Here is a 23268-nt window from a genome sequence, read left to right on the forward strand (position 1 = left end):
GGCCCGTCGGCGGTGGCCGGGGCTTACAGCACGCCCGCCTCGAGCCCTGCCGCCATCGCCATGCCGAGCTCCTCCACCCGGGCCTCGAAGGCGTCCTGCCATTCGCCGTGCAGCGTCAGCGGGGCCTGCGCCCACTTCCAGCCGAGCCCGGTGACGATGCCTTCCACGGCGCGCCGGGTGCCGGTGCCGTCGTGGCCGGCGCGGATGAAGAGCGCACAGGGCAGGCCGCGGGTGTCATCCAGTACGGCGTAGTAGCTGCGGTCGAAGAAGTCCTTCAGCGCGCCGCTCATGTATCCCAGGTTCTCGGGCGTGCCGAGCAGGATGGCGTCGCAGGCACGCACGTCGTCGGGGCCGGCCTCCAGCGGCGGCCTGACGACCACCTCGATGGCCTCGATATCGGGATGACGGGCGCCGCGCTCGGCGGCCTCGCGCAGCCGGCGGGTGTTGGGGGAGGGCGCATGGGCCACGATCAACAGTCGCTTCATGGGAGCCTGCCCGGTTGAAGAGTGTCCGGCCCGCCATCATACAGGGGGCAGCGGCGTTGACAGGCACCACCGACTTGCCGACGCTGAATTCGGCACTCATGACCCCATCAGGGAGGACACGCCATGGCCTTTGCCCTTTCGAAGATGCAGGTGACCAGCTCCGCCTTCGAGAACTTTCAAGCCATGCCCGGGCGGCATGCGGCGGACGGTGACGATCTTTCGCCGCCCCTGGCCTGGGAGAACCCGCCGGAAGGCACCAAGGGCTATGCGGTGATCTGCCACGATCCGGATGCGCCGCTGGTGCAGCACGGTCAGCAGGGCTTCGTGCACTGGCTGCTCTACAACCTGCCGGGCTCGGTCACCTCGCTGGACGAAGCCACCGCCGTGGGCACCCGCGGGCACAACGACTTCCAGCGTAACGGCTATGGCGGCCCCATGCCGCCGGAAAGCCACGGCACGCATCTGTACTACTTCTGGGTGCTGGCGCTGGACAAGCCCACGGCGCTGCCGGAAGGGCTCTCCATGCCCGAACTGCTCAAGCAGCTCGAGCCGCACCTGCTGGGCATGAACCGGCTGATCGGTACGTATCAGCGAGGCTGATCACCGCCCGACAGGCAGCAAGCGTCAGTTTTCGAGCCCCGCCATCGGCGGGGCTCAGCCGTTGCTGGCCTCGTCCGTCGCCTCGCCCGCTTGGGGGGCGGCGATGGCGTCGTTTTCGGTGACGATGCGTTCGAGTTCCTCGCAGAAGGCGTCCAGCGCCTCGCGGGTGTGGCCCGGGCGGCGATGCAGCTCGATCTCGACCTGCCCCAGCGTCGGCAGGCCCTCGGCCTCGCCGACGATCCGGCAGCCCGCCGGCACGCTGCGCGGCGTCTTCACCGTCATCGCCAGGCCCGCCTGGACCGGCAGGTTGATGCCGGTGGGCGAAGTGCTGGCGTAGCGGATCTCCCAGCGCCGCTCGTCGCGGCCCAGCGCCGACAGCGCATGGGCGCGGAAGGTGCAGCCCTCCGGGTTGAGCGCCAGCGGCAGCACGTCCCACTCTTCCAGCCGGCAGTCCTCTGCGACCACCCACACCATCGGCTCCCAGCCCAGCAGCTGCCCCGACTGCGTCGGCACGTGGCGGATCGACAGCACCACGTCCAGCAGGCCCTCCTGAAACTGGCCGACCAGCGCCGCGCTCATGTCGCAGGTGATGTTGAGGCGCGTGTCCGGAAAGCGCCGGGCGTAGCGCTCCATAAGCTCGGGCAGGTAGGCGCTGGCCTGTTCCTCGGAGGTGGCGAAACGGATCAGCTCGCCGCGCTGGCGCTCGCCCAGGGCCTCACGGGCCTCGTCCTCGAGGGTCAGCATGTGCCGGGCGTAGGGCAGCAGCCGCTCGCCGTGGCGGGTCAGCAACACGCTGCGGCTGGTGCGCTCGAACAGCGACTGTCGCATCTGTTCCTCGAGGCGCTTGATCTGCAGGCTCACCGCCGACTGGGTGCGATGCAGCACCTTGCCGGCGGCGCTGAACCCCTGGCACTCGGCCACGGTGACGAAGGCGCGGAGCAGGTCCGTATCCATAAATTAATGAGCCTTTGAAATTGGTTGTATCTCAATGATTCATTTTTATTATGGAGATGCCGTCTCTAGGCTGTCCAGCATGCACACGACAGCGGAGACAACCATGCCTGTGGAACCCTCGGTCGATACCCCCGCCACCGCCCTCGACGGCCTCATCGATCTGCAACGCTATCCCCTCGACGATCTCGACGGCGACACCGGACGTGCGCTGATCGATCGCTGCCGCCGCCAGCTGGAGGATGACGGCTGCGTGGTGCTCAAGCACTTCGTGCCCGACGAGGCGCTCGAGCGCCTGGAGCGCGAGACCGAGCGCCTGTCGCCCGAGGCGCACTACAACCAGACCGAGACCAATCCCTACAACAGCGACGCCGATCCCTCGAAGCCGGCCAGCCACCCGCTGAACCGCTTCGGCGACCGCACCAACGGCTTCGTCGCCGGCGACCGCATCGACGGTGACACCATCATTCGCCAGGTCTACCAGAACGCCGATTTCCAGCGTTTCATCGCCACCGTGGTCGGCATGGAGGAGATCCACCAGTACGCCGACCCGCTGGCCGACCTGGTGGTCAACGTGCTGCGCGAGGGCTGCCAGCATCCGTGGCACTACGACACCAACGAGTTCATCGTCACCATGATGACCCGCCAGTCCCACGGCGGCGGCCGCTTCGAGTATGCCCCGGGCATCCGCAGCCCCGAGGGCGAGAACTTCGACGAGGTCGAGGAGGTCATCGACGGCGACCGCTCGCGGCTCAAGTCGCTGGATCTTCAGCCCGGCGATCTGCAGATCTTCTTCGGCCGCTACTCCCTGCACCGGGTCACCCCGGTCGAGGGCGACAAGGAGCGCCACACGGTGATCTTCGCCTACGCCAAGGAGCCGGGCTTCATCGGTCGCCCCGAACGCGCCCGCCGCATCTTCGGCCGCATGGCGCCGGTTCACGAGCGGCTGCTCGACGAGGGCATGCAGCGCAGCGACGCCCTGGTCGACTGATCGCGCCTGCCGATCGTCATGCCCCTGGCGCCGGTCCGGCAGGCGCCATCCAGACCGACACTCAATAACGACTCTCCGAGAGACCTGACATGAGCATCGTGGATTTCGAGAAGCTGACCGACAACGAACCGGACCAGATCCCGGTGATTCCCTCGGCCCCCATGGCCAACGGCGACAGCATCCCCACCGCCTTCGACCCGAAGCAGCTGCGGGCCGGCCGCCTCGCGCGCCTGCGCGCCATGATGGCCGAGCAGGGTTATGCCGCCGTGGTGCTGTTCGACCCGTACAACCAGCGCTATGCCACCGGCTCGCGGAACATGTTCGGCTACTTCCTGCGCAACTCCACTCGCTACATTTACGTGCCGCTCGACGGCCCGGTGATCCTCTTCGAGTACCCGGGCAGCGCCCACGTCTCCACCTGGCTGGAGACCATCGACGAGTCGCGCACCTCCAAGGTGGTGTGGTCGGCGGTCAACCAGCGCGACAACCTGTCCTCCGATCCCTTCGGCGTCGAGATCGCCGAGCTGATCGAGGCGCACGGCCGCGGCAACAGGAAGATCGGCCTGGATCGCTGCGCCCTGAACCTGGCGCGCTCGCTGGAGGCCCAGGGCCTGGAGGTCTTCGACTGCATGCAGGACACCCTGCACTGCCGTCGCATCAAGACCCGCGAGGAGATCGCCTGCCTGGCCCAGTCCATGGCCGGCAGCGAGGCCGCGGTGGCCGAGGTCGAGGCCGCCATCAAGCCCGGCGTCACCGAGAACGAGCTGTTCGCCATCATGTATGGCGACGTCATCCGCCAGGGCGGCGAGTTCATCGAGACCCGGCTGCTGTCCTCCGGGCCGCGCACCAACCCCTGGTTCAACGAGGCCAGCGACCGGGTGATCCGCCCCGGCGAGCTGGTGGCGCTGGACACCGATACCATCGGCTGCCACGGCTACTACTCCGACTTCTCGCGTACCTTCCACGTCGGCCCGGGCAAGCCCAGCGCCTACCAGAAGAGCCTCTATCGCATGGCCTATGACCAGGTGCACCACAACATGGGCATCCTCAAGCCGGGCATGAGCTACCGCGAGATCGCCGAGCAGGCGTGGAAGATTCCCGAGCGCTTCCTCGACCGCCGCTATCCCTCGGTCATCCACGGCGTGGGCATGCACGGCGAGACGCCGCTGGTCGCCCACCACATGGACTTCGACCGCTTCTCCAAGGACGGCATCCTGGAGCCCGGCATGGTCGTCTCGGTGGAGAGCTACATCGGCGAGGTCGGCGCCGCCGACGGCGTCAAGCTGGAGGAGGAGGTGCTGGTCACCGACACCGGCATCGAGAAGCTGTCGCGCTATCCGTTCGACGAGGCCCTGCTCGACCGGGAAGTGTGAGTACTGCCCGACTGACGATTAGCTAGATGAGCGCCGGGGACAAGACCAAGCGAGGGTCTTTTGCCATGGATGGCAAAAGTAGCGCCCAGGGAAGGGTTTACAGCGCCCTCGCGGGGCTTGGGCCCGGAAAAGCTCATCGCTTTTGCCAGTCAATTGAGAAGGTCGCTCCAGAAAGGAGCGTGGCTTCTGGTCTGCCCAAACAATGAAGAGAGCCCCCATGACCGATGTGAACCACTGGATCGCCGGCGAGCGCCCGGCCGGCGACCGTACGCTCGACGTCTTCAACCCCGCCACCGGCGAGGCCGTGCGCCGCGTGACGCTGGGCGATACCGCCACCGTGGAGCGCGCCATCGAGGCCGCTCGCGAGGCCCAGCCGGCCTGGCGCGATCTGCCGCCGGCCAAGCGCGCCCAGGTGATGTACCGCTTCAAGACGCTGCTCGAGCGCGACGCTGACGAGATCTGCCGGCTGGTCGCCGAGGAGCACGGAAAGGTGCTCGAGGACGCCATGGGCGAGCTCAAGCGCGGGATCGAGAACGTCGAGTATGCCTGCGGCGTGCCGGAGCTGCTCAAGGGCGAGTACTCCCACAACGCCGGGCCGGGCATCGATACCTGGTCCAATCACCAGCCGCTGGGCATCGTGGCCGGCATCACGCCGTTCAACTTCCCGGCCATGGTGCCGCTGTGGATGTACCCGATGGCCATCGCCTGCGGCAACGCCTTCATCCTCAAGCCGTCCGAGCAGGTGCCCTCGACCGCGATCAAGATGGCTGAGCTGCTCGACGAGGCCGGGCTGCCGCGGGGCCTCTTCAGCGTGGTCCACGGCGACCGCGAGGCCGTGGAGGCGCTGATCGACGCGCCGGACGTGAAGGCGCTGTCGTTCGTCGGCTCCACGCCGGTGGCCAAGAGCATCTATCGTCGCGGCGCCGAGAACGGCAAGCGCGTGCAGGCCCTGGGCGGGGCCAAGAACCACGCCATCGTGCTGCCCGACGCCGACCTGGGCAACGCCGCCAGCACCCTGATCGGGGCGGCCTTCGGCAGCGCCGGCGAGCGCTGCATGGCGATCTCGGTGGCGGTCTGCGTGGGCGACGAGACCGCCGATGCCCTGGTCGGCAAGCTCGCCGACCAGGCCCGCACCCTGAAGATCGGCCCCGGCACCGAGAAGGGGCTGGACATGGGCGCGCTGGTCAATGCCGGCCATCGCGACAAGGTCGCCGGCTATATCGAGCGTGGCGAGCAGGCCGGCGCCGAGCTGGTGGTCGACGGCCGCGAGCATCCGCTGGTCGAGGGATCAAAGGGCTACTTCCTGGGCGCGACCCTGTTCGACAGGGTGACGCCGGCGATGGACATCTACCGCGACGAGATCTTCGGCCCGTTGCTGTGCGTGGTGCGCGTCGAGACCTTCGAGGAGGCCATCGCGCTGATCAACGCCCACCAGTACGGCAACGGCACCTGCGTGTTCACCCGTGACGGCGAGGCCGGGCGCCGTTTCAGTGATGCCATCGAGGTCGGCATGGTCGGCATCAACGTGCCGCTGCCGGTGCCGGTGGCCTTCCACAGCTTCGGCGGCTGGAAGGAATCGCTGTTCGGTGACCTGCACGCCTACGGCCCCGACGCGGTGCGCTTCTACACTCGCCGCAAGGCCGTGTCCCAGCGCTGGCCGCAGCGTTCCCAGCAGGAGAGCGCCCAGTTCAACTTCCCGTCGAACTGACCGTGTCGAACTGACCGTCTCTCACCGAGCGTGACGAACGGTCCGTCCCGCTCCGATCCCGCCCGCCCCGTTGCCGAAACGAGGGCGGACGCGCCGCGTTCTGCCGGCGGCTTGCCCGGCGTCATGGGAGTAGGGTTCGAGGCGCTGCTAGGCTGTCGTCATGAGACCGACACCGCCGCACCACGCCGGGAGTCGCCGATGACGCGCGGCTCAGATATCGACCCCGCCGCCCGCGAGGAGGCGCTGACGCCGCTGACGCTCAAGCGCGTCGGCATCGACACCTATCGCGAGAACGTGGCCTACATGCACCGCGAGTGCGACCGCTACCGGGCTGAGGGCTTCCAGGCACTGGCCAAGGTGGAGGTGCGCGCTGATGGCCGGCGCATCCTGGCCACGCTCAACGTGGTCGACGACGCGGCCATCGTCGGCTGTGGCGAGCTCGGCCTCTCTGAAGACGCCTTCGCTTCGCTGGACGCGGCGGAGGGCTGCCCGGTCAGCATCCGCCAGGCCGAGCCGCCGGCCTCGATTCCCGCCATGCATCGCAAGCTCGCCGGCGAGCGCCTGACCCGCGACGACTTCCGCGGCATCATCCGCGACATCGCCGAACGGCGCTATTCCAAGATCGAGCTCACCGCCTTCGTGGTGGCCTGCGACCTGGGCGAGCTCGACCGCGAGGAAGTGTTCTACCTCAGCGACGCCATGAGCCGGGTAGGGCGGCGGCTGGACTGGCACGAGCAGCCGGTGGTCGACAAGCACTGCATCGGCGGCGTGCCCGGCAATCGCACCTCGATGCTGCTGGTGCCGATCGTCGCCGCCCACGGCCTGCTGTGCCCCAAGACCTCGTCCCGGGCGATCACCTCGCCCTCCGGCACCGCCGATACCATGGAGGTGCTGGCGCGGGTCGACATGCCCTTCGACGAGCTGGGTGAGCTGGTGCGTACTCACCGCGGATGCCTGGCCTGGGGCGGCACCAGCGAGCTGTCGCCCGCCGATGACGTGCTGATCTCGGTGGAGCGACCGCTGTCGGTGGACTCGCCGGGCCAGATGGTGGCCTCGATCCTGTCCAAGAAGATCGCCGCCGGCTCGACCCATCTGCTGCTCGACCTGCCCATCGGGCCCCACGCCAAGGTGCGCTCCATGCCCGAGGCCCATCGGCTGCGCAAGCTGTTCGAGTTCGTCGCCCGGCGCCTGGGCCTGACCCTGGACGTGGTGATCACCGATGGCAGCCAGCCGGTGGGGCGCGGCATCGGCCCCGCCCTGGAGGCTCGGGACGTGATGCGAGTGCTCACCAACCACGCCGAGGCGCCCATGGACCTGCGCCAGAAGGCGCTGCGCCTGGCCGGGCGGATGCTGGAGTTCGACCCCGACGTGCGCGGCGGCGACGGCTTCGGGCTGGCCCGCGACATCCTCGACGACGGCCGCGCCCTGAACAGGATGCGGGCCATCATCCAGGCCCAGGGCGCGCACGCCTTCGATCCCGAGCATCCGCCGCTGGCGCCGCATACCCTGGAAGTGACCGCTCACTGCGACGGTGCCGTGACCGCCCTGGACAATCTGCAGCTGGCGCGCATCGCCCGGCTGGCCGGGGCGCCGCGGGCGATCGGTGCCGGCGTCGATCTGGCGGTGCGCATCGGCGACGCGGTGTGCGCCGGCCAGCCGCTGTATCGCCTCTATGCCGCCTCACCCAACGAGCTGACCTTCGCCCGCCAGGCCTGTGAGCGCGATCGTGGCGTCGCCATCGGCTCGCCCGACGGCATCGTGCGGCTCAACGTGGAAGGGTAGCGGGAGGGATGACACGCCCATGAGCATCATGCAGCTCTACCTAGACGACGAGGCCGGGCCGGCCCGGCGGCTGGCCGAGGCCGCCGGCCTCGAGGCCCGGGCCGTGGTGGAGCACCGCTTCCCCGACCGCGAGCTGCGCCTGACGCTGCCCTTCGCCGGCACCGTCGAATCCCCCGAGTCGATGCCGGAGACCCTGGTGGTCTACCGCAGCCTCGACCGGCCCAACGACAAGCTGGTCGAGCTGCTGCTGATCGCTCGCCACGCCCGCCGGCATGGCGTTCGCCGGCTGGTGCTTGTGGCGCCCTATCTGGCCTACATGCGTCAGGACATCGCCTTTCATCCCGGCGAGATCGTCAGCCAGACGCTGGTCGGCGCCTTCCTGGCCGAGCTGTTCGACGCCGTGATCACCGTCGACCCGCACCTGCATCGCATCGACCGCCTGGACCAGGCGATCCCGCTCGAGCAGGCCGTCGCGCTGTCGGGCGCCGTCCGTCTCGGCGAGCTGATCGCCGAGCAGCGCGATGAGGCGCTGCTGATCGGCCCCGATGCGGAATCCCGACAGTGGGTGCAGCAGGCCGCCAGCGCCACGGGATTCGCCTTCGGTGTCTGCCACAAGACCCGCCACGGCGATCGTGAGGTGGCCATCGCGCTGCCCGAGATGGCGCTGCGCGGCCGTCGCGTGGTGCTGATGGACGATGTGGCCAGCACCGGCCACACCGTGGCCCGGGCCGCCGAGGCGCTGCTGGCCGCCGGCGCGGCCTCGGTGGATCTGGCCGTGACCCATGCGCTGTTCGCCGACGATGCCCTGGCGGTGATCGAGGCCGCCGGGGTGGGGGAGGTGTGGAGCACTGACTGCATCGTCCATGCCAGCAACGCCATTCCCATGGCGCCGCTGCTGGCGCCGGCGCTGGCGAAGGTGCTGGGTGCTCTGTACTAGCTGGCGGCGCCCTTGATGAGCTGGCGGCGCCCCGATGAGCGGACGGGACTCGATCAGCGTGCGGCGAAGGTGCCGGGGTGGCGCTTATTTTTCCTGGCAAAGCAGTACGTTACGAAGCCTCGCTGGCAAAGCCGAAAAATGCCGTGATTTCCGGGGGATGCTTCCGGCATGGAAGCGTTGTGCCGCGGCCGTGGGCATGTTTCTTTCAGGGAAATGACGGTTCGATGGGGATAGAGGGCGATGGACATGATGAGCGGTGCCATGCTGATGGCCGTGGTGGCACTGGCCATGGGCGTCTCGGCCCTGGGGGTTTTCTGGTATCTGCGCCGAGACCGCGCCGAGACATCCGGCGAGCCGACGCCCGCGCCGGCGGCCAAGCCCGAGCCGCCGCCTGAACCCGCTCCGGCATCCAGTGGCCCGACGCTCCCCGAGCCCGAGCAGGTGGCCGAGCGCTTCCGCGTCGCCAAGGGCGCTGAGGTGCGCCAGTGCCTGTTCGTGGTGCTCGACTGGCCGGGGCTCGATACCAATCGACGTCTCCGGCGCAAGCTGGAGGAGGTCGGGGCGGCCTACGACCCGAAGCAGCGGGTCTACAACGTCCATCCGCCGCGCACCGGCTATCGCATGGTGATCGCCAACAGCACGCCGCCCGGGGCGCTGCCGCCGCTGCACGAGGACGGTGAGCATCCGGTGGTCGACGGCATCTCCATCCTGGTGCATTTCCGCAACAAGCGGCGGGTCGCTCACAGTCCCGATGCGCTGATCGACTTCACCCGCTCGGTGGCCGCGCTGGGCGGCAAGATCCTCGATGCCGAGCGTCAGGAAGTCGGCGACGAGGAGTTCGAACAGCTGCGACGCGCCGCTCCCTGAGGTCTTGCCCTGCCCGTTCGGCTCGCCCTGTCACCGTCCTCGATGCCAGCGGCGCGTGCCGTGCCGGGGAGTCGGACGACGCGGCGCGCCGTCGTGCTCGTCGAACGGAGAGGTGTGCGGGCCGTCGCCGAACTCGGCCAGCCGGCGGATGCGCGCCTCGGTGGCGGGGTGCGTGCGCAGCCAGGTGGCCTCCTCCGGCGGTCGGCGCCCGAGCAGGCCCGACAGCCAGCGGCCGCGGCGACGCTCCAGCACCACCAGTGCCGAGGCCAGCCCCGCCGGGTCGCCGGTCAGCGCCACGGCCTCCAGGTCGGCGGTGTACTCCCGGTTGCGCGACAGGGCCAGTGACAGCAGCACGCTGAGCGTGGGCGCGATGGCGATCGCCAGCAGGGCGAGCCAGGGCAGGGGGCGCTCGCCGGATAGCAGCATCGGCAGGCTGAGCAGGATACCCAGCTGTACCACCGTGGTCAGCCACAGGGTCATGCGCGTCATGGTCGCGGCGATCGACATCACGCGGGTATCGCCGCGTCGCAGGTGGCTGACCTCGTGCGCCAGTACGCCGCCCAACTCGCGCGGCGTCAGCGAGCGCAGCAGCCCGTCGGTGACGACGATGACACCGTCGTGAGCGCCGCCCACGGCGAAGGCGTTGAGTGCCGGTGTGGGGGCGACATACAGCCGCGGGGCGATCGTCAGGCCGGCACCCGCATAGAGGCGCTCGAGCAGGGCATGCAGCTCCGGTGCCTGAGGTGGCCTCAGCGGGTCGGCGCCGGCCCGGGCCAGGATCATCCTGGCGGGCATACAGCTCGCCAGCAGGGCCGCCACGACCACCGTCGACAGGCTCATCAGCACGCCGCCCATCCCGGCCAGCAGATAGCCGGGCAGCGACAGCGTCAGCGTCAGCCCGCCCAGGATCAGCATCGTCTGAAGCCCGTTGAACAGTCGATGCCGGCCGAGTTCGTGTTCCAGCACCATGCCGTTTCCCCATCGCTGCCCCTTTCCTACAAGGCTAGTTCCGACGCCGCGAGACGCGAGTGCCGAAGCGACGCAAACCTTGACCGGCGTCATCGAGGTGAGCGAACGCTCGCCCAGGCTTCAACATGCGATCGGCAGCGCGGTCGCTTGCCTGCCGGCGAGGTGTATCGGTGTGAGCTCTCGCGCGCAGCGTGCTGTGTATCGTGGAGCGCTCCTGCGACATCGACGCCGGCTGGACATCACCGGGTGACGGCGTCGGGCCGACGGGGAGGCTCGGACTGGGCGGGAACCCTGGACGCGGCGGGCTTGTCACAGGACACTCGAGCAGGCCGGGCCTGACCCGGCCTCATTCCCCGTGCCGCTTCGAAGGAGAGAACATGCACAAGTCCCTGTCGCGAGCCCTGATGCCCCTGCTGGGGGTCGGCCTGCTGTCCGGCACCGCCCTGGCCAGTGATGCCGAGGCGCCGGAAGTCTACGGCTGGGTGGAGAAGACCCTGATCGACCCGAGCTGGGGTGTGGAAGTGAAGGCCAAGCTCGACAGCGGCGCCCTGACGTCCTCCATGCAGGCGGAGAACATCGAGGAGTTCGAGCGCGACGGCGAGGACTGGGTGCGCTTCGAGGTCGAGGTCGAGGACGAGGAGAGCGGCGAGATCGTCAGCCACGAATTCGAGCGTCAGCTCTATCGCGACCTTACCGTGGTCGGTGCCGGCGGCCGGGATCACCGCCCGGTGGTGCTGATGACGATCTGCATGGGCGACGAACGCTTCGAGGAGCAGTTCAGCCTCGAGGACCGCAGCGACATGAACTATCCGGTGCTGCTGGGACGCCGCACCATCCAGAGCCTCGGCCATCTCGACGTCACCGAGACCTTCCTGCAGTCGCCGAGCTGCGATGACGAGTCGACGCTGCATCGTCATGCCGACAAGGAATACGAGGACAAGATCGGCGTCTGAGGGCCGCCAGCCGCGAGCACGACGATCACGAGACGACACGCCAGAGGATATGGCCATGGAACACGCCACGCCCTTCGGGCCCTGCTGGCCGAGCTGGAGAGTCTCGGCGAGCACCACGACCGGAGCGTCACGACGCCGGACGAGCGACTGCGCAACATCACCCGCGATACCGGCGAGTTTCTCGCCGTGCTGGTCCGGGCGACCGGGGCGCGGCGCATCCTCGAGATCGGTACCTCCAACGGCTACTCCACCCTGTGGCTGGCCGAGGCGGCCCGGGCGCTCGGCGGCCGGGTCACCACGGTGGAGTGGGCCGCCGGACGCTGGAGCATGGCCGGCGAACACTTCGCCCGGGCCGGGCTGGCGGACGTGATCGAATCGCTGCATGCCGAGGCCGGCCGGGTGCTCGACCGCGAGGCCCCGGCCTCGCGGGACCTGGTGTTCCTCGATGCCGACCGCGAGCGCTACGTCGACTGGTGGCCCGTGGTGCGCGAGACCCTGGCGCCGGGCGGGCTGCTGGTGGTGGACAACGCCACCTCCCACGCCGACGAGCTGGCGCCGTTCATCGATCTGGTGGAGGCGGACGACGACTTCACCACCAGCCTGGTGCCGGTGGGCAAGGGCGAGTTCCTGGCGACCCGGACCCCGGCGTCCGCGACCGCCTGACCCACCGCGCGCGTCGCACGATGAGGTTGCCATGCCAGAGGAACCGACGCTCAGGGTCTACTACGATGCGGTCTGCCCGAAATGTCGCCGCGATCGGCGCCGCTACGAGCGAATAGCCAGTGAGGCGTCGGCGGTGGAATGGGTCGACGTCACCGCCAACCAGGCGCGGCTGCGCGAACGCGGCATCGATCCGAATGATGCCCTGCATTCCCTTCACGTCGAGGACGAGCACGGCCGGCTGTGTGACGGTCTCGACGCCTACATCCTGCTGATGCGGCGGGTGCCGCGGCTGCGCCCGCTGGCGTGGCTGATCGGCCTGCCGCCGATCAAGCCGGTGCTCGCCGTGGCCTATCGCCACTGGGTGCGCCGCCGCCTGCGTCGTCAGGGGCGGCGTTAACGCCTTCGGCAAGGGATTCTCATGCCTGATCTTCTGCTGGTGCTGTTCGTCGTCTCCCTGCTGCCGATCCTGCTGGCCTGGATCGGCGCCCTGTGTCGCGTCCGTCAGTTCGGCCACCTGGATAACCATCATCCCCGCGACCAGCAGTCCGAGCTGACCGGCGTGGGGGCGAGGCTGCAGGCCGCCCAGGCCAATGCCTGGGAATCGTTGGCGGTCTTCGTTGCCGTGTGCGTGATCGCCGTGGGCGCCGAGGCGGACCTCGCCTCGCTGGCGCCTGCGGCCTGGGGCTTCCTGGCCTGCCGGCTGCTGCATCCGCTGTGCTACGTGGCCAACCTCGCCTGGTGGCGTTCCGGGATTTATGCCTTGGGCATGGCCGCTTGCCTGGCCATCGTCTGGCAGTCGCTGAGCGGGGCCGGCTGAGGGCGCCGCATCGCCGAGATCAGCCGTGCAGGCGCTCCAGATCCTCGACCAGCCGGCGGCAGATGCCGTCGAGGCTCTTGCGCTGGCCTTCCTGGACCAGCCGTCCCTCTTCGTCGAAGGCATCGCCGGCACCGGCCACGGCGAGCTGGTCCGGCAGTACCGTGACGCCGATGTTGCCGAGCAGCTGGCGGATCAATGCCAGGCCGCGCAGTCCGCCGAGCCCGCCCGGTGAGGCGGCCACCACGGCCGCCAGCCGACCCTGGAACAGCGCCAGGCCGCTGTCGCCCTGATGGGGGCGGGTCAGCCAGTCGATGGTGTTCTTGAGCAGCGGCGTGATGAAGCCGTTGTATTCCGGCGAGGCGATCAGCAGGCCCTGGTGCTCGGCGAGCTGCTCGCGCAGGGCCAGCGCCGACTCGGGCAGGCCGCTGGTCTCTTCCAGGTCACCGTCGTAGAGCGGCATCGGGTAGTCGGCCAGGTCGATGAGGGTCGGCCGGCCGCCGTGGGCCTCGATGCGTTCGGCGGCCAGCTTGGCCAGGCGCTTGTTGAACGAGCCCCGGCGGGCGCTGCCGGCGAAGACCAGGATGCGGGGGGACTGACTCATGGAAGACTCCTTCTGTGGGCATGTCTCAAGATAGGCGGCGTCGCCGGCCGCCTCGTCAACGGGCGCGCAGCTGACGTTCGAGCTGCTGCAGGCGCGGGTCGTTCGGGCGCTGGCGACGCAGCCGCTCCAGGGCCGACAGCGCCTGGGGAATCCGCCCCGCCGCGGCGTTCAGGTAGACGGCGGCGTAGAGCAGGTCCGGCGAGTCCGGTGCCAGTCGCAGGCCCTGTTCCAGCGCCGCCAGGGCCTGGGGCTTGTGGCCCAGGCGATCGAGGATCAGGGCGCGGTTGTAGTGGGTTCGCACGTGCCCGGGGCGCCACTCGGCGGCCTTCGACAGCCACTCCAGGGCCTCGTCGAACTGCTGCGTCTCCGCCAGCGACAGGGCCAGCAGGTAGGCCAGGTGGCCGCGGTCGGTGAGGGGCATGTCGTCGAGGGCCAGCCCGTCCTCCAGCAGCCGGCGTGATGCCGCCGTGTCGCCGCCGCGCGAGTGGAGCGTGACCAGGTTGACCCGAGCCGGCAGGAAGTAGGGATCCATCGCCAGGGCCGCGCGGTACTGGTCGATGGCGTCGTCGCGCTCTCCGCTGCGCTCGAGCAGCACCGCCAGGCTCAGGCGGTTGCCCGGCAGGTCCGCATTGGCGCGCAGGCGGCGTTCGGTGTCCTCGCGGGCGGCGCGGTAGGCCTCGCGCCGATCCTCGGGCAGTGCCGCCAGCGAGATGCCGGCCAGGGCCCGGACGGCTTCGTCCCGGACCGCCCGCCGCGGATCGTCCAGCAGTGGCAGCAGGCGTTCCACCCGGAGTGCGTCCGGGGCGCTGGCGAAGGCGGGGGCGGCGGCCGCGCGCACCAGGCCGCTGGCGTCCTCCAGCGCGGCCTCGAGGGTGGGCAGCGCCGGCGGACCGAGCTCGGCCAGGGCGTCGATGGCCGTGGCGCGCACGATATCCGGCGTGTCGTCGTCCGCGACCAGCCGCTGCAGGGGGCGAAGGACGCCGTCCTGACCCTGACGCGCGGCGGCCAAGACCTCGCCGTAGTGAGTCCCGCCTTGCTCGGCGCGGGCCAGGTCGCCGAACCACTCCTTGATGCTGCCGGCGGCGCGGTCGGGAGACATGCCGTCGTGGCAGCGGGTGCAGGCGTCCGGACTGCCCGTGGCCTCGTTCAGGTCCGGGCGGGGCACGCGGAAGGAGTGATCGCGGCGTGGGTCCACCACCATGTAGGTGGTCTCCGGCATGTGGCAGTTCACGCACTGGGCGCCTTCGCTGCCGGGCGTGTGATGGTGGTGTTCGACGCTGTCGTAGTCGCCGGGTTCGAGCGCCGGGAAGCGGGGCGATTGAGCAGTGTTGTGGCACTGGGTGCAGAGTCCGTTGCCTTCGACCCGCACGCGGTTGGTGTGCGGGTCGTGGCAGTCGGTGCAGGTCACGCCCGCCTGGTACATCTTGCTCTGGGCGAAGGAGCCGTAGACGTAGACCTCGCCCTGGATCTGGCCGTCGGCATGATAGAGCCCCTCCGTCAGCAGGCTGGGCAACGCGCTGTCGAGCAGCGGCTCGCCGTGGGCCGGGCCTGCCCCCAGAGTCGTGCGCCGGCTGTGGCAGCGGGCGCACTGGCCGACCATCTCCTGGCCGGACATGTCGGCGAGGTCCACGCCCAGGCCGATGTCCTCGGCGCTGTTCGACGTGCCCGGCGTGTCGCTGGAGGCGGCGCTCGGTTCGGCGCTCGGGGCGGCCGCCGATGCGTCGTCCTGTGCCCAGGGCACGTCCTGGGCCCAGTCGAGGTGCGCCTGGCTCGGGCCGTGGCAGCTCTGGCAGCCGACGCTCTGCTCGTGCCAGGTGGTGTCGAAGACGTCCTCCACCGGGTCATAGCCCTTCTGCAGGTTGGTGGAGTGGCAGTCGGCGCACATGGCGTTCCAGTTCTGGTAGCGGCCCTGCCAGTGCAGGGGATCGTCCGGGGTGAAGGTCTGGCCGGGATAGAGCGAAAACCAGCGCTGGCCCCCTTCCGCCGCCGAACGAGAGTCCCAGGCGATGGTCAGGCTCTGCAGCCGGCCGCCCGGCATCGCGATCAGGTACTGCTGGAGGGGGAAATAGCCGAAGGTGTAGGCGATCTCGTGGGTGGCCTCGGGCTCGCCGGGGCCCTTGAGGGTGACCAGGAAGCGCTCGTCCTCGCGGTGGAACCGGGCCGAGACCTCGCCTTCCTCCCCGCTATCGGTGAAGCGGGCGTCGGCGAAGTCGCCGAGCACGTTGTCCGGCGTGGCGGGGCGCATGGCCCAGCCGTGGTCGGAATCCTTCCAGGCGTCATGTTCGGCCTGATGACAGCCGGCGCAGCTGCCTTCCGGCGCGTAGCCGTCGCCCTCGCTGGCCAGTCGCGGCGAGGTGGCCTGGGCGGCGCCTGCCATCAACAGGGTCAGCAGGCCGGTCAGCAGAAGGGCCGCCGCGGCGCTCGGGCGCAGGCAGCGATGGACGAAGAGAGCGGTACGGGATGAGGCCTGGGTATTCAATGCGATGACATTCCCTGTGTCGTGGCGCCCCGGTGGCCAGCCACTGTGATCATCCTGTCGTGTCGGCAGCGTGACGTCCAGACGCGACACCGCCATGGCCACCCGAGGGTGGCCATGGCGGCAAGCGGGCCTGGATTACTGGATGGCCTTGTTCAAGAACTCATCGACCACATTGGACATGTCGAAGGAAGCGCCACCCTGCACCGGGGGATACTCGGCCAGCGAGGCCAGGTGTTCCTGCATCAGCACCGACATGGGCTGGAACAGCCAGGAGACCTTCTGCGTCAGGTGGCCGTAGCTGTCCGGCGAGTCGTAGCTCTCGTAGGGATCCATGCGGATGTTGAAGATCAACGGCATGGTCCGAGGCACCAGGTTGTCGTAATAGTGCTCCTTGGTGGAGAAGTGGAACTTCCAGGGGCCCATGCGCACCGCGGTAAGCTTGTTCTCGTAGTAGTGGAAGATATGGTCACGCGCGGACTGGTCGCGTTCGCCCATCCAGTAGGGCAGGTTGTTGACGCCGTCGATGTACTGGTCCTTCTCCGTCATCACGCGCTCGGCAGGGTCCTCGATGCCGGCTGCGGCCGCCAGGCTGGTGAACATGTCCTGGTGGCCCTGGATGCCGTTCAGCACGCTGCCGGCGGCGATGTGATCGGGCCAGCGGATCATTGACGGAACCCGGATGCCGCCCTCGTAGGTGGTCATCTTCTCGCCGCGGAAGGGCGTGGTACCACCGTGCGGCCAGGAGCTGTGCTCGGGGCCGTTGTCGGTGGAGTACCAGACGATGGTGTTATCGGCCAGTCCCTGCTCGTCCAGCCAGTCCAGCACCGTGCCGATGTCGTGATCGTGCTGCAGCATCCCCGAGCCATGGATATCGGCCTCGGACGTGTGTTCCTCCGCGGCGTAGCGCCATTCCTCGTCGAGGTGGGTATACAGGTGCATGCGGCTGGTGTTCAGCCACACGAAGAAGGGATCGCCGTCGCTGCTGGCTTCCTCCATGAAGTCCAATGCCAGGGGGATCACCTCGTCGGAGTCGAAATTCTCCATGCGCTTGCGGGTCAGCGGGCCGGTGTCCTCGATGGTCTGGGCGCCGACCACGCCGAAGCGCGGCATCTCCGTGTCATCGAATGCTTCCGTGGCGAAGGTGTGGAGCACCCCGCGGGTACCGAACCGTTCCTCGTAGGCCTCCAGCGACCCGGAGAAGGCCTCGCCGAAGCGCTGATAGTCCCGCTGTTCCGCCTCTTCCTGAGTGTTCAGGTGGTAGAGATTGCCGAAGAACTCGTCGAAGCCATGTACCGTGGGCAGATGCTCATTGCGATCGCCCAGGTGGTTCTTGCCGAACTGGCCGGTACGATAGCCTTCCGCCTTCAGCACCTCGGCGAGGCTCGGCGATTCTGCCTGGAGCCCCAGGGCGGAGCCGGGCTGACCCACCGTGGTCATGCCCGAGCGGATCGGATACTGCCCGGTGAGGAAGGCGGCGCGCCCTGCGGTGCAGGACGGCTGGGCATAGTGGTCCGTGAACAGGGCGCCTTCATCGGCGATCCGGTCGATGTTAGGGGTCGAGTAGCCCATCACCGAGTGCTCGTAGGCCGAGAGGTTGCTCCAGCCGATGTCGTCGCCCCAGATCACCAGGATATTCGGAGGGCCCTCGCTGCCCTGTGACTCCTGGGAAGCGTCTTCCTGTGCCGAGACCGTGCCGGCCATGGAGATCGCGAGTCCCGCTGCCACTATCCCTGACGTCGTATGCTTCATGTGTCCTCCCACCCCTTGTGGTCTTCCCTTGTGACATTGTCCCCCTGCGGCTCGGGCATCGTTCCTTGCGAATGCGTCGGCCACCAGGGTAAAGCTAGTTGAATATGGGGCCCCCGCAAGGCGGATGATCGGCGTCAGTTTTTCATGGATGCATAATGTCAACACATTGATGGATGGCGCTTTCCTCGTTCCTGCTCGCACTGGCTCGGTGGTGAAGGGGGCGTGTCGCCCGGACGCGTGAGCACGGCCAGCGAGGCGGCGCTGGTCGAACCGCCGGGAGAGGGGATAGGCTGTCGTCACCGGCCGGCGCTTGGCCGTTCCGGGCATCGTGACAGGGAGCATCAGCCATGGAGCATTTCATGAGGGCGGCGCTGGAGGCCGCGCGGAACAGCCGTGACGAAGGCGGCATCCCGATCGGGTCGGCACTGGTGCATCGCGGGGTGATCCTCGGCACCGGCCACAACCAGCGCGTGCAGCTCGGCAGCACCGTGCTGCACGGCGAGATGGACGCCCTGGAGAACGCCGGGCGGCAGTCGGCCGATATCTATCGCGAGTCGACCCTCTTCACCACGCTGTCACCCTGCGCGATGTGCACCGGGGCGATCCTGCTCTACGGCATCCCGCGGGTGGTGATCGGCGAGAATCGCACCTTCCTCGGCGAGGAGGCGCTGCTGCGGGAGCGGGGCGTCGAGGTCGAGGTGCTGCAGGATCCGGACTGCATCGCCCTGATGGAGGCCTTCATCGCCGAGAAGCCCGCGCTCTGGCATGAGGACATCGGCGAATGAGTGACATGGAGGCCGGCATGCTGGCCGAGACGCCCCAGTCACCTTACTACGCCGTGATCTTCACCTCGCTGCGCCACGAGCATGACGAGGGCTATGCCGCCATGGCCGAGCGCATGCTGGCGCTGGCCGCCGGACAGCCGGGGTTCCTGGGCGTGGAGTCGGCCCGGGAGGACGTGGGCATCACCGTGTCCTACTGGTCGGACCCGGAGGCGATTCGAGGCTGGAAGGCACAGGTGGAACACCGCGAGGCGCAGCGGCTGGGGCGGGAGGTCTGGTACTCGCGCTACCGGGTACGCGTGGCGCGGGTGGAGCGCGAGTACGGCCTCTAGCCGCGGATCAGGCGTAGGTGTTGACCTGGGTGCCGAGGCTGCCGTCCCGGGCCAGCTGGGGCTGGGCGGCGGCGGATTCCAGCAGTGAGGTGACCTGCTGCTGCTGGGTGTCGAGGGCTTCCTTGAACACCTGCATCTGGGCCTGCTGGGCCGTCTGATAGTGCGCCAGCATCTGCGACTGGGCGACGACGTTGTTGACGGATGTGTCCATCGCTGTCTCCTGCATAAGAGAATGTCGGTCTCACCCTAGCAGGATCCTGACCGGGTGCAACGGCGACATGGAGTTCGAGTGGCCAACGGTGTAGGCTTGCGCGCTCTCCGAATTCCCCTGAGGTCTTTTTCATGAGCGACATGCCCCAGTGCCCCCAGTGCGCCTCCGAGTTCACCTATCACGACGGCCTGCAGTACGTGTGCCCCGAGTGTGCCCATGAGTGGACCGATGCGGCCCCGGAGGTGGAAGACGACGCCCCGGTGATCCGCGATGCCAACGGCAACGCGCTGGCCGACGGCGACACCGTCACCGTGATCAAGGACCTCAAGGTCAAGGGCTCGTCCTCGGTGGTGAAGGTGGGCACCAAGGTGAAGGGCATTCGCCTGGTCGATGGCGATCACGACATCGACTGCAAGATCGACGGCATCGGCCCGATGAAGCTGAAGTCGGCGTTCGTCAAGAAGGCTTGAGCCTCGCCCGCCGCCGTGCGGCGGGCTCGTCGAGCGGGGCTCAGCGGGCAGGCGACGCCAGGCTGTCCGGCAGGCCCTCGCGCAGCGAGCGCGGCCGGAGTCCCAGGTCGTCGAAGGTGCCGACACCGTCGGCGACCACGTTGTCGCGCTGCATGAGGATGATCTGGTCGCGGGTCAGCGGCGGATTCGGCAGCCGCGAGAGCCCGCCGGCCAGGGCCCGCCACAGCCAGAAGGGAACCGGCACCAGCGGACGATCACGGCCGAGTCGGGCCATCACCTGCTCGACGATCTCCCGATAGCGCAGCACGTCGCCGCCGCCGAGCTCGAACAGTCGCCGGACCGGCGCCTCGGGGCCGGTCAGGCGGGCGAGGGCGCGCGCCACGTCGACCACGTGGACCGGCTGCAGGCGGGTCTCGCCGCGTCCGAACAGCGGGATCGCCGGCAGCCGGACGAGCCGCGCCAGTCCGACGAGAAAGGCGTCATTCGGCCCGAACAGCACGCTCGGTCGCACGATGATCGCCTTGGGCATGGCCGCCAGCACTGCAGCCTCGCCCCGTGCCCGGGCGCGCACATAGGGCGAGGGCGAGGTCGCCTCGGCGCCGATGCCCGAGAGCTGCACCAGCCGGTCGATGCCGGCCCCCCTCGTCAGCCGCGCCAGTCGGCCGGCTCCTTCCACATGAATCGCCTCGAAGCCGAGCTCGCGGGTCTCCACGTAGAGGCTCACCGCGTTGACCACCGCCGCCGCCCCGTCCAGCGCCGCGGCCACCTCGTCCTCGCGGCGTATGTCCGCTGTGACCGGCTCCAGCGGATCGCCGCTCTCGGCCCAGTCCGGCCAGGCCGGATGGCGAGCCACCAGACGCACCGGCCGCCCGGCCTCCACCAGTTCGCGCACCAGGGCGTCGCCGAGAAAGCCGCTGCCGCCGAAGACGACGATCGGTCGCGTCATATCGTTCCTTGCCGCTGCTCAGGGTTCATGGAGGCATTGTGCCTGACGTCCGCGGGGTCGCAAGCGTCGGGCGCGATGCGCTGCGGCAGAGAAAGAAGACCAAAGTCTAAAGGCGTCGAGTCCGATTTTATCCGAGCCTATGTCCGACATAACGAGAATGGAGTCCGACAGGGCTCCGGAACAGTGGAATGCCGAACATGTCCCACGCCGCCGACTCCACGCGCCGCGCCGCGCGCCCCGACATCGCCGATGTGCTCGCCGAGGACATCTTCAGCGGCCATTACGGCCCGGGCGACTTCGTGCCCAAGGAGCTGGATCTCTGCGAGCGCTTCGGCGTCAGTCGCAGCACCGTGCGCAGCGCCCTGCAGACGCTGGTCACGGCGGGCCTGCTGACGCGCATCTCCGGCCAGGGCACCCGGGTGCGGGCGCTGACCGAGTGGCATCTCCTCGATCCCCGGGTGAGCGGCTGGATGGCGCGTTTCGCCCAGCCCAATCCGCGCATCCAGCGCGAGATCTTCGCCTTCCGGGTCGCCGTGGAGCCCTTTGTCGCCCGGCTGGCCGCGGAGCACGCCACCGCCGCCGACCTGCTGGCCATCGAGTCCGCCTACGAGGGCATGATCCGCGCGCTGGAACATGACGATCTGCACTGGCAGGGCATCTCCCACGACGACTACGACGTGGCCTTTCACGAGGCCATCTTCGCGGCGTCGCACAACCTGGTCTGGGCCCAGATCAGCCATGTGCTGAAGCCGGCCATCGCGCTGCTGGTAGAGCGCTCGAACCATAGTGCCGACGAGCTCCATGACAGCATGGAACGTCATCGCCGGATGATGGAGGCGATTCGCCTGCGTCAGCCGGAGCAGGCCGCTGCGGCGGCCCTCAAGGTGCTGGAACGCACCGGCCGGGATCTGGGCCTCGAGGCCATGCTGCCGGCCCTTCCCACCCTCGATGTTTCGACATCTGACGTTTCTAAAACAAGCAGCGATAAGGAAGCCTCATGATCACACGCATGCCTCTCAAGACTCTGACCGCCGCCGTGCTCGGTGCCATGGCCTTCAACGCCCAGGCCGCCGACTACGAGTGGACCTTCCAGACGTCCGAGACCTCCGGCGAGCCGCAGTTCGAGATGAAGAAGGCCTGGGCCGACAACGTCGAGCAGATGTCCGATGGCCGCATCAGCATCGAGATCCTGCCGGTGAACGCGGTCGTCCAGGCCAACCAGACCCTGCAGGCGGTGCAGTCCGGTATCCTCCAGGGCCACCTGACCGACCCGAGCTACTTCACCGGCCAGAACCCGGCCTTCGGCATGATCGGCAACCTGGTTGGCGCCTGGAGCGATCCCTACGACTTCCTCGACTACATGAACAACGCCGGTGGCGAAGAGCTCTACAACGAGCTCGTCGAGCCCTACGGCCTGCACCTGATCGGCGCTGCCGCCACCGGCCTCGAGTCGCTGCCGTCCACCAAGCCGATTCGCTCCATCGAGGACATGCAGGGGCTCAAGCTGCGTGCCCCCGAGGGCATGGTCTACAACATCTTCGAGGCCGCCGGCGCGACGCCGGTCAACCTGCCGGGCTCCGAGGTCTACACCGGCCTGGAGAAGGGCGTGATCGACGCCGCCGACTACACGGTGTTCGCCACCAACCAGGCCCAGGGCCTGCACGAGTTCGCGCCGTATCCGCTGTATCCGGGCTTCCACTCCCTGCCGATGGTCTCGGTCTCGCTGAACAAGGACATCTGGGATGGCCTGCCGGACGACCTGAAGGCGATCCTCGAGACCTCCGTGGACCAGCTGGCGTATGAAATGGTCGCCGAGCTCAAGACCCGCGACCTCGAGGCCGTGCGCGAGGCGCGCCAGAACCCGGACATCGAGATCATCGACCTGCCGGCCGAGGAACGCGTCAAGTTCCGCAACATCGCCAAGGAAGAGTGGGCCAGCTGGGCCGAGAAGAACGAGATCACCGCCGAGTTCTACGACTCCGTGGTCGGCTACCTGGAAAACCACAACCTGCTGTAATCCACCCGCCGGCGCCGGGCGGCGCCGGCCATCCTGACGGCGGGCCACCCTGTGTGGCCCGCTCCTGTATCGAGGAAGTTCCATGACTCAAGCGTCTCGTCGTCCGGAGGGCGACCCGGCCGCCGCCGAGGCGAGCCCGCCCGATCCGGCTCGCAACGCCTTCGACCGCGCCATCATGGGGGGCGGCCGAGTAGCCGCCTGGCTGGTGCTGATCGCCATGGCGATCAGCGTCTACGAGGTCATCATGCGCTACGGCTTCGGCTCCCCCACCTCCTGGGTCCACGAGAGCGTGGTGATGCTGGTGGCGGTGAGCTTCGCCCTGGGCGGGCCGGCGACGCTGGCCTGCAACCGCCACATTCGCGTGCGGGTGATCTACGACAGCGCCGGGCCGCGCCTCAGGCTGTGGCTCGATCGCTTCAACGACCTGGTGACCTTCGGCTTCTGCCTGGCCATGAGCTACGCCGCCTTCGTGATGTTCTGGGGCGCCTCCCACAACCCGCTGGGCGAATGGCAGCTGGAGCGTTCCGGCACCTCCTGGAACCCGCCGTTCCCGGCGCTGGTGAAGGGCGTGATCCTGCTGGCGCT

Annotated in this window: 25 protein-coding genes; 17 read left to right on the forward strand and 8 right to left on the reverse strand. The window is 68.7% G+C overall.

What is annotated here, in order from left to right; genetic code table 11:
- Positions 1-23: 23 nt before the first annotated feature.
- The gene (locus tag CVH10_RS16115; protein WP_106489237.1) at positions 24-485 is read right to left on the reverse strand and encodes a flavodoxin family protein; all 462 of its coding nucleotides are present in this window, start codon (positions 483-485) and stop codon (positions 24-26) included.
- A gap of 123 nt (positions 486-608) precedes the next feature.
- Between CVH10_RS16115 and CVH10_RS16120 the strand changes: the two genes are divergently transcribed.
- Positions 609-1085, forward strand: a complete 477-nt coding sequence (locus CVH10_RS16120) for a YbhB/YbcL family Raf kinase inhibitor-like protein (protein ID WP_106489238.1) — start codon at positions 609-611, stop codon at positions 1083-1085.
- A 54-nt stretch (positions 1086-1139) separates the two neighbouring features.
- Here the strand turns inward: CVH10_RS16120 and CVH10_RS16125 are convergent, their stop codons facing one another.
- Positions 1140-2039 (reverse strand): LysR family transcriptional regulator, encoded by a 900-nt coding sequence (locus tag CVH10_RS16125; protein ID WP_106489239.1) that lies wholly within the window; start codon positions 2037-2039, stop codon positions 1140-1142.
- 103 nt (positions 2040-2142) lie between these two features.
- Here CVH10_RS16125 and CVH10_RS16130 point away from each other — a divergent pair, with 103 nt between their 5' ends.
- The 6 genes from CVH10_RS16130 (at position 2143) to CVH10_RS16155 (ending at position 9694) form a co-directional block, all read left to right on the forward strand.
- Positions 2143-3027 carry a hypothetical protein gene (locus tag CVH10_RS16130; protein ID WP_106489240.1) on the forward strand — a complete coding sequence of 295 codons (885 nt, stop codon included), beginning with the start codon at positions 2143-2145 and terminating at the stop codon, positions 3025-3027.
- Positions 3028-3116: 89 nt separating this feature from the next.
- Entirely contained in the window at positions 3117-4400 is a 1284-nt protein-coding gene (locus CVH10_RS16135) for a Xaa-Pro peptidase family protein (protein WP_106489241.1), read from the forward strand.
- A 217-nt stretch (positions 4401-4617) separates the two neighbouring features.
- Positions 4618-6108 (forward strand): CoA-acylating methylmalonate-semialdehyde dehydrogenase, encoded by a 1491-nt coding sequence (locus CVH10_RS16140; protein ID WP_106489242.1) that lies wholly within the window; start codon positions 4618-4620, stop codon positions 6106-6108.
- Between the two features lie 198 nt (positions 6109-6306).
- Positions 6307-7890, forward strand: a complete 1584-nt coding sequence (locus tag CVH10_RS16145) for a thymidine phosphorylase family protein (protein WP_106489243.1) — start codon at positions 6307-6309, stop codon at positions 7888-7890.
- Between the two features lie 19 nt (positions 7891-7909).
- Complete coding sequence (locus CVH10_RS16150; RefSeq protein WP_106489244.1) at positions 7910-8827, forward strand: ribose-phosphate diphosphokinase; 918 nt, start codon at positions 7910-7912, stop codon at positions 8825-8827.
- A gap of 240 nt (positions 8828-9067) precedes the next feature.
- The gene (locus tag CVH10_RS16155) at positions 9068-9694 is read left to right on the forward strand and encodes a cell division protein ZipA C-terminal FtsZ-binding domain-containing protein (protein ID WP_106489245.1); all 627 of its coding nucleotides are present in this window, start codon (positions 9068-9070) and stop codon (positions 9692-9694) included.
- Positions 9695-9724: 30 nt separating this feature from the next.
- Here CVH10_RS16155 and CVH10_RS16160 read toward each other — a convergent pair whose 3' ends face one another.
- A complete protein-coding gene (locus CVH10_RS16160) occupies positions 9725-10663 on the reverse strand; it encodes a zinc metalloprotease HtpX (RefSeq protein WP_106489246.1) in 939 nt (312 codons plus the stop codon).
- Between the two features lie 377 nt (positions 10664-11040).
- Here CVH10_RS16160 and CVH10_RS16165 point away from each other — a divergent pair, with 377 nt between their 5' ends.
- From CVH10_RS16165 to CVH10_RS16180, 4 genes are all read left to right on the forward strand, one after another.
- Entirely contained in the window at positions 11041-11616 is a 576-nt protein-coding gene (locus tag CVH10_RS16165) for a RimK/LysX family protein (protein WP_106489247.1), read from the forward strand.
- Positions 11617-11802: 186 nt separating this feature from the next.
- A complete protein-coding gene (locus tag CVH10_RS16170) occupies positions 11803-12279 on the forward strand; it encodes an O-methyltransferase (protein ID WP_369335831.1) in 477 nt (158 codons plus the stop codon).
- A 31-nt stretch (positions 12280-12310) separates the two neighbouring features.
- Positions 12311-12676: a thiol-disulfide oxidoreductase DCC family protein gene (locus CVH10_RS16175; protein ID WP_106489249.1), complete on the forward strand. Its 366-nt coding sequence runs from the start codon at positions 12311-12313 to the stop codon at positions 12674-12676.
- Positions 12677-12697: 21 nt separating this feature from the next.
- Positions 12698-13096, forward strand: a complete 399-nt coding sequence (locus tag CVH10_RS16180) for an MAPEG family protein (RefSeq protein ID WP_035595913.1) — start codon at positions 12698-12700, stop codon at positions 13094-13096.
- A gap of 19 nt (positions 13097-13115) precedes the next feature.
- Here the strand turns inward: CVH10_RS16180 and CVH10_RS16185 are convergent, their stop codons facing one another.
- From CVH10_RS16185 to CVH10_RS16195, 3 genes are all read right to left on the reverse strand, one after another.
- A complete protein-coding gene (locus tag CVH10_RS16185) occupies positions 13116-13697 on the reverse strand; it encodes an NADPH-dependent FMN reductase (protein ID WP_035595910.1) in 582 nt (193 codons plus the stop codon).
- 55 nt (positions 13698-13752) lie between these two features.
- On the reverse strand, positions 13753-16176 hold the full coding sequence (locus CVH10_RS16190) for a tetratricopeptide repeat protein (protein WP_219924718.1): 2424 nt from the start codon (positions 16174-16176) through the stop codon (positions 13753-13755).
- A gap of 135 nt (positions 16177-16311) precedes the next feature.
- Positions 16312-17901 carry an arylsulfatase gene (locus CVH10_RS16195; RefSeq protein WP_219924719.1) on the reverse strand — a complete coding sequence of 530 codons (1590 nt, stop codon included), beginning with the start codon at positions 17899-17901 and terminating at the stop codon, positions 16312-16314.
- A 371-nt stretch (positions 17902-18272) separates the two neighbouring features.
- On the opposite strand from CVH10_RS16195, the gene CVH10_RS16200 reads away from it, so the two are divergent.
- Together CVH10_RS16200 and CVH10_RS16205 are read left to right on the forward strand one after the other, a co-directional pair.
- On the forward strand, positions 18273-18710 hold the full coding sequence (locus CVH10_RS16200; RefSeq protein WP_035595908.1) for a nucleoside deaminase: 438 nt from the start codon (positions 18273-18275) through the stop codon (positions 18708-18710).
- Positions 18707-19039, forward strand: a complete 333-nt coding sequence (locus CVH10_RS16205) for an antibiotic biosynthesis monooxygenase (protein ID WP_369335832.1) — start codon at positions 18707-18709, stop codon at positions 19037-19039. Before CVH10_RS16200 ends, CVH10_RS16205 begins: the two co-directional genes overlap by 4 nt.
- 7 nt (positions 19040-19046) lie before the next feature.
- Here CVH10_RS16205 and CVH10_RS16210 read toward each other — a convergent pair whose 3' ends face one another.
- On the reverse strand, positions 19047-19250 hold the full coding sequence (locus tag CVH10_RS16210) for a putative motility protein (protein WP_035595906.1): 204 nt from the start codon (positions 19248-19250) through the stop codon (positions 19047-19049).
- 131 nt (positions 19251-19381) lie between these two features.
- Between CVH10_RS16210 and CVH10_RS16215 the strand changes: the two genes are divergently transcribed.
- Positions 19382-19720: a zinc ribbon domain-containing protein YjdM gene (locus CVH10_RS16215; RefSeq protein ID WP_035595904.1), complete on the forward strand. Its 339-nt coding sequence runs from the start codon at positions 19382-19384 to the stop codon at positions 19718-19720.
- A 40-nt stretch (positions 19721-19760) separates the two neighbouring features.
- Here CVH10_RS16215 and CVH10_RS16220 read toward each other — a convergent pair whose 3' ends face one another.
- Positions 19761-20666 carry a complex I NDUFA9 subunit family protein gene (locus CVH10_RS16220; RefSeq protein WP_106489251.1) on the reverse strand — a complete coding sequence of 302 codons (906 nt, stop codon included), beginning with the start codon at positions 20664-20666 and terminating at the stop codon, positions 19761-19763.
- A 197-nt stretch (positions 20667-20863) separates the two neighbouring features.
- Between CVH10_RS16220 and CVH10_RS16225 the strand changes: the two genes are divergently transcribed.
- From CVH10_RS16225 to CVH10_RS16235, 3 genes are all read left to right on the forward strand, one after another.
- Positions 20864-21667, forward strand: coding sequence for a FadR/GntR family transcriptional regulator (locus CVH10_RS16225; RefSeq protein ID WP_035595947.1), 804 nt, complete (start codon positions 20864-20866; stop codon positions 21665-21667).
- Complete coding sequence (locus tag CVH10_RS16230) at positions 21664-22683, forward strand: TRAP transporter substrate-binding protein (RefSeq protein ID WP_035595900.1); 1020 nt, start codon at positions 21664-21666, stop codon at positions 22681-22683. Before CVH10_RS16225 ends, CVH10_RS16230 begins: the two co-directional genes overlap by 4 nt.
- 82 nt (positions 22684-22765) lie before the next feature.
- A partial coding sequence (locus tag CVH10_RS16235; protein WP_106489252.1) for a TRAP transporter small permease subunit occupies positions 22766-23268 on the forward strand: 503 nt, incomplete at its 3' end.

This window comes from Halomonas sp. ND22Bw (assembly GCF_003011945.1).
Lineage (GTDB): Bacteria > Pseudomonadota > Gammaproteobacteria > Pseudomonadales > Halomonadaceae > Halomonas > Halomonas halophila.

Excerpts from the sequence above, each read along its gene's own strand:
- CVH10_RS16115 (WP_106489237.1), bottom strand. The coding sequence starts at position 485 with ATGAAGCGACTGTTGATCGTGGCCCATGCGCCCTCCCCCAACACCCGC.
- CVH10_RS16120 (WP_106489238.1), top strand. The coding sequence starts at position 609 with ATGGCCTTTGCCCTTTCGAAGATGCAGGTGACCAGCTCCGCCTTCGAG.
- CVH10_RS16125 (WP_106489239.1), bottom strand. The coding sequence starts at position 2,039 with ATGGATACGGACCTGCTCCGCGCCTTCGTCACCGTGGCCGAGTGCCAG.
- CVH10_RS16130 (WP_106489240.1), top strand. The coding sequence starts at position 2,143 with ATGCCTGTGGAACCCTCGGTCGATACCCCCGCCACCGCCCTCGACGGC.
- CVH10_RS16135 (WP_106489241.1), top strand. The coding sequence starts at position 3,117 with ATGAGCATCGTGGATTTCGAGAAGCTGACCGACAACGAACCGGACCAG.
- CVH10_RS16140 (WP_106489242.1), top strand. The coding sequence starts at position 4,618 with ATGACCGATGTGAACCACTGGATCGCCGGCGAGCGCCCGGCCGGCGAC.
- CVH10_RS16145 (WP_106489243.1), top strand. The coding sequence starts at position 6,307 with ATGACGCGCGGCTCAGATATCGACCCCGCCGCCCGCGAGGAGGCGCTG.
- CVH10_RS16150 (WP_106489244.1), top strand. The coding sequence starts at position 7,910 with ATGAGCATCATGCAGCTCTACCTAGACGACGAGGCCGGGCCGGCCCGG.
- CVH10_RS16155 (WP_106489245.1), top strand. The coding sequence starts at position 9,068 with ATGGACATGATGAGCGGTGCCATGCTGATGGCCGTGGTGGCACTGGCC.
- CVH10_RS16160 (WP_106489246.1), bottom strand. The coding sequence starts at position 10,663 with ATGGTGCTGGAACACGAACTCGGCCGGCATCGACTGTTCAACGGGCTT.
- CVH10_RS16165 (WP_106489247.1), top strand. The coding sequence starts at position 11,041 with ATGCACAAGTCCCTGTCGCGAGCCCTGATGCCCCTGCTGGGGGTCGGC.
- CVH10_RS16175 (WP_106489249.1), top strand. The coding sequence starts at position 12,311 with ATGCCAGAGGAACCGACGCTCAGGGTCTACTACGATGCGGTCTGCCCG.
- CVH10_RS16180 (WP_035595913.1), top strand. The coding sequence starts at position 12,698 with ATGCCTGATCTTCTGCTGGTGCTGTTCGTCGTCTCCCTGCTGCCGATC.
- CVH10_RS16185 (WP_035595910.1), bottom strand. The coding sequence starts at position 13,697 with ATGAGTCAGTCCCCCCGCATCCTGGTCTTCGCCGGCAGCGCCCGCCGG.
- CVH10_RS16200 (WP_035595908.1), top strand. The coding sequence starts at position 18,273 with ATGGAGCATTTCATGAGGGCGGCGCTGGAGGCCGCGCGGAACAGCCGT.
- CVH10_RS16205 (WP_369335832.1), top strand. The coding sequence starts at position 18,707 with ATGAGTGACATGGAGGCCGGCATGCTGGCCGAGACGCCCCAGTCACCT.
- CVH10_RS16210 (WP_035595906.1), bottom strand. The coding sequence starts at position 19,250 with ATGGACACATCCGTCAACAACGTCGTCGCCCAGTCGCAGATGCTGGCG.
- CVH10_RS16215 (WP_035595904.1), top strand. The coding sequence starts at position 19,382 with ATGAGCGACATGCCCCAGTGCCCCCAGTGCGCCTCCGAGTTCACCTAT.
- CVH10_RS16220 (WP_106489251.1), bottom strand. The coding sequence starts at position 20,666 with ATGACGCGACCGATCGTCGTCTTCGGCGGCAGCGGCTTTCTCGGCGAC.
- CVH10_RS16225 (WP_035595947.1), top strand. The coding sequence starts at position 20,864 with ATGTCCCACGCCGCCGACTCCACGCGCCGCGCCGCGCGCCCCGACATC.
- CVH10_RS16230 (WP_035595900.1), top strand. The coding sequence starts at position 21,664 with ATGATCACACGCATGCCTCTCAAGACTCTGACCGCCGCCGTGCTCGGT.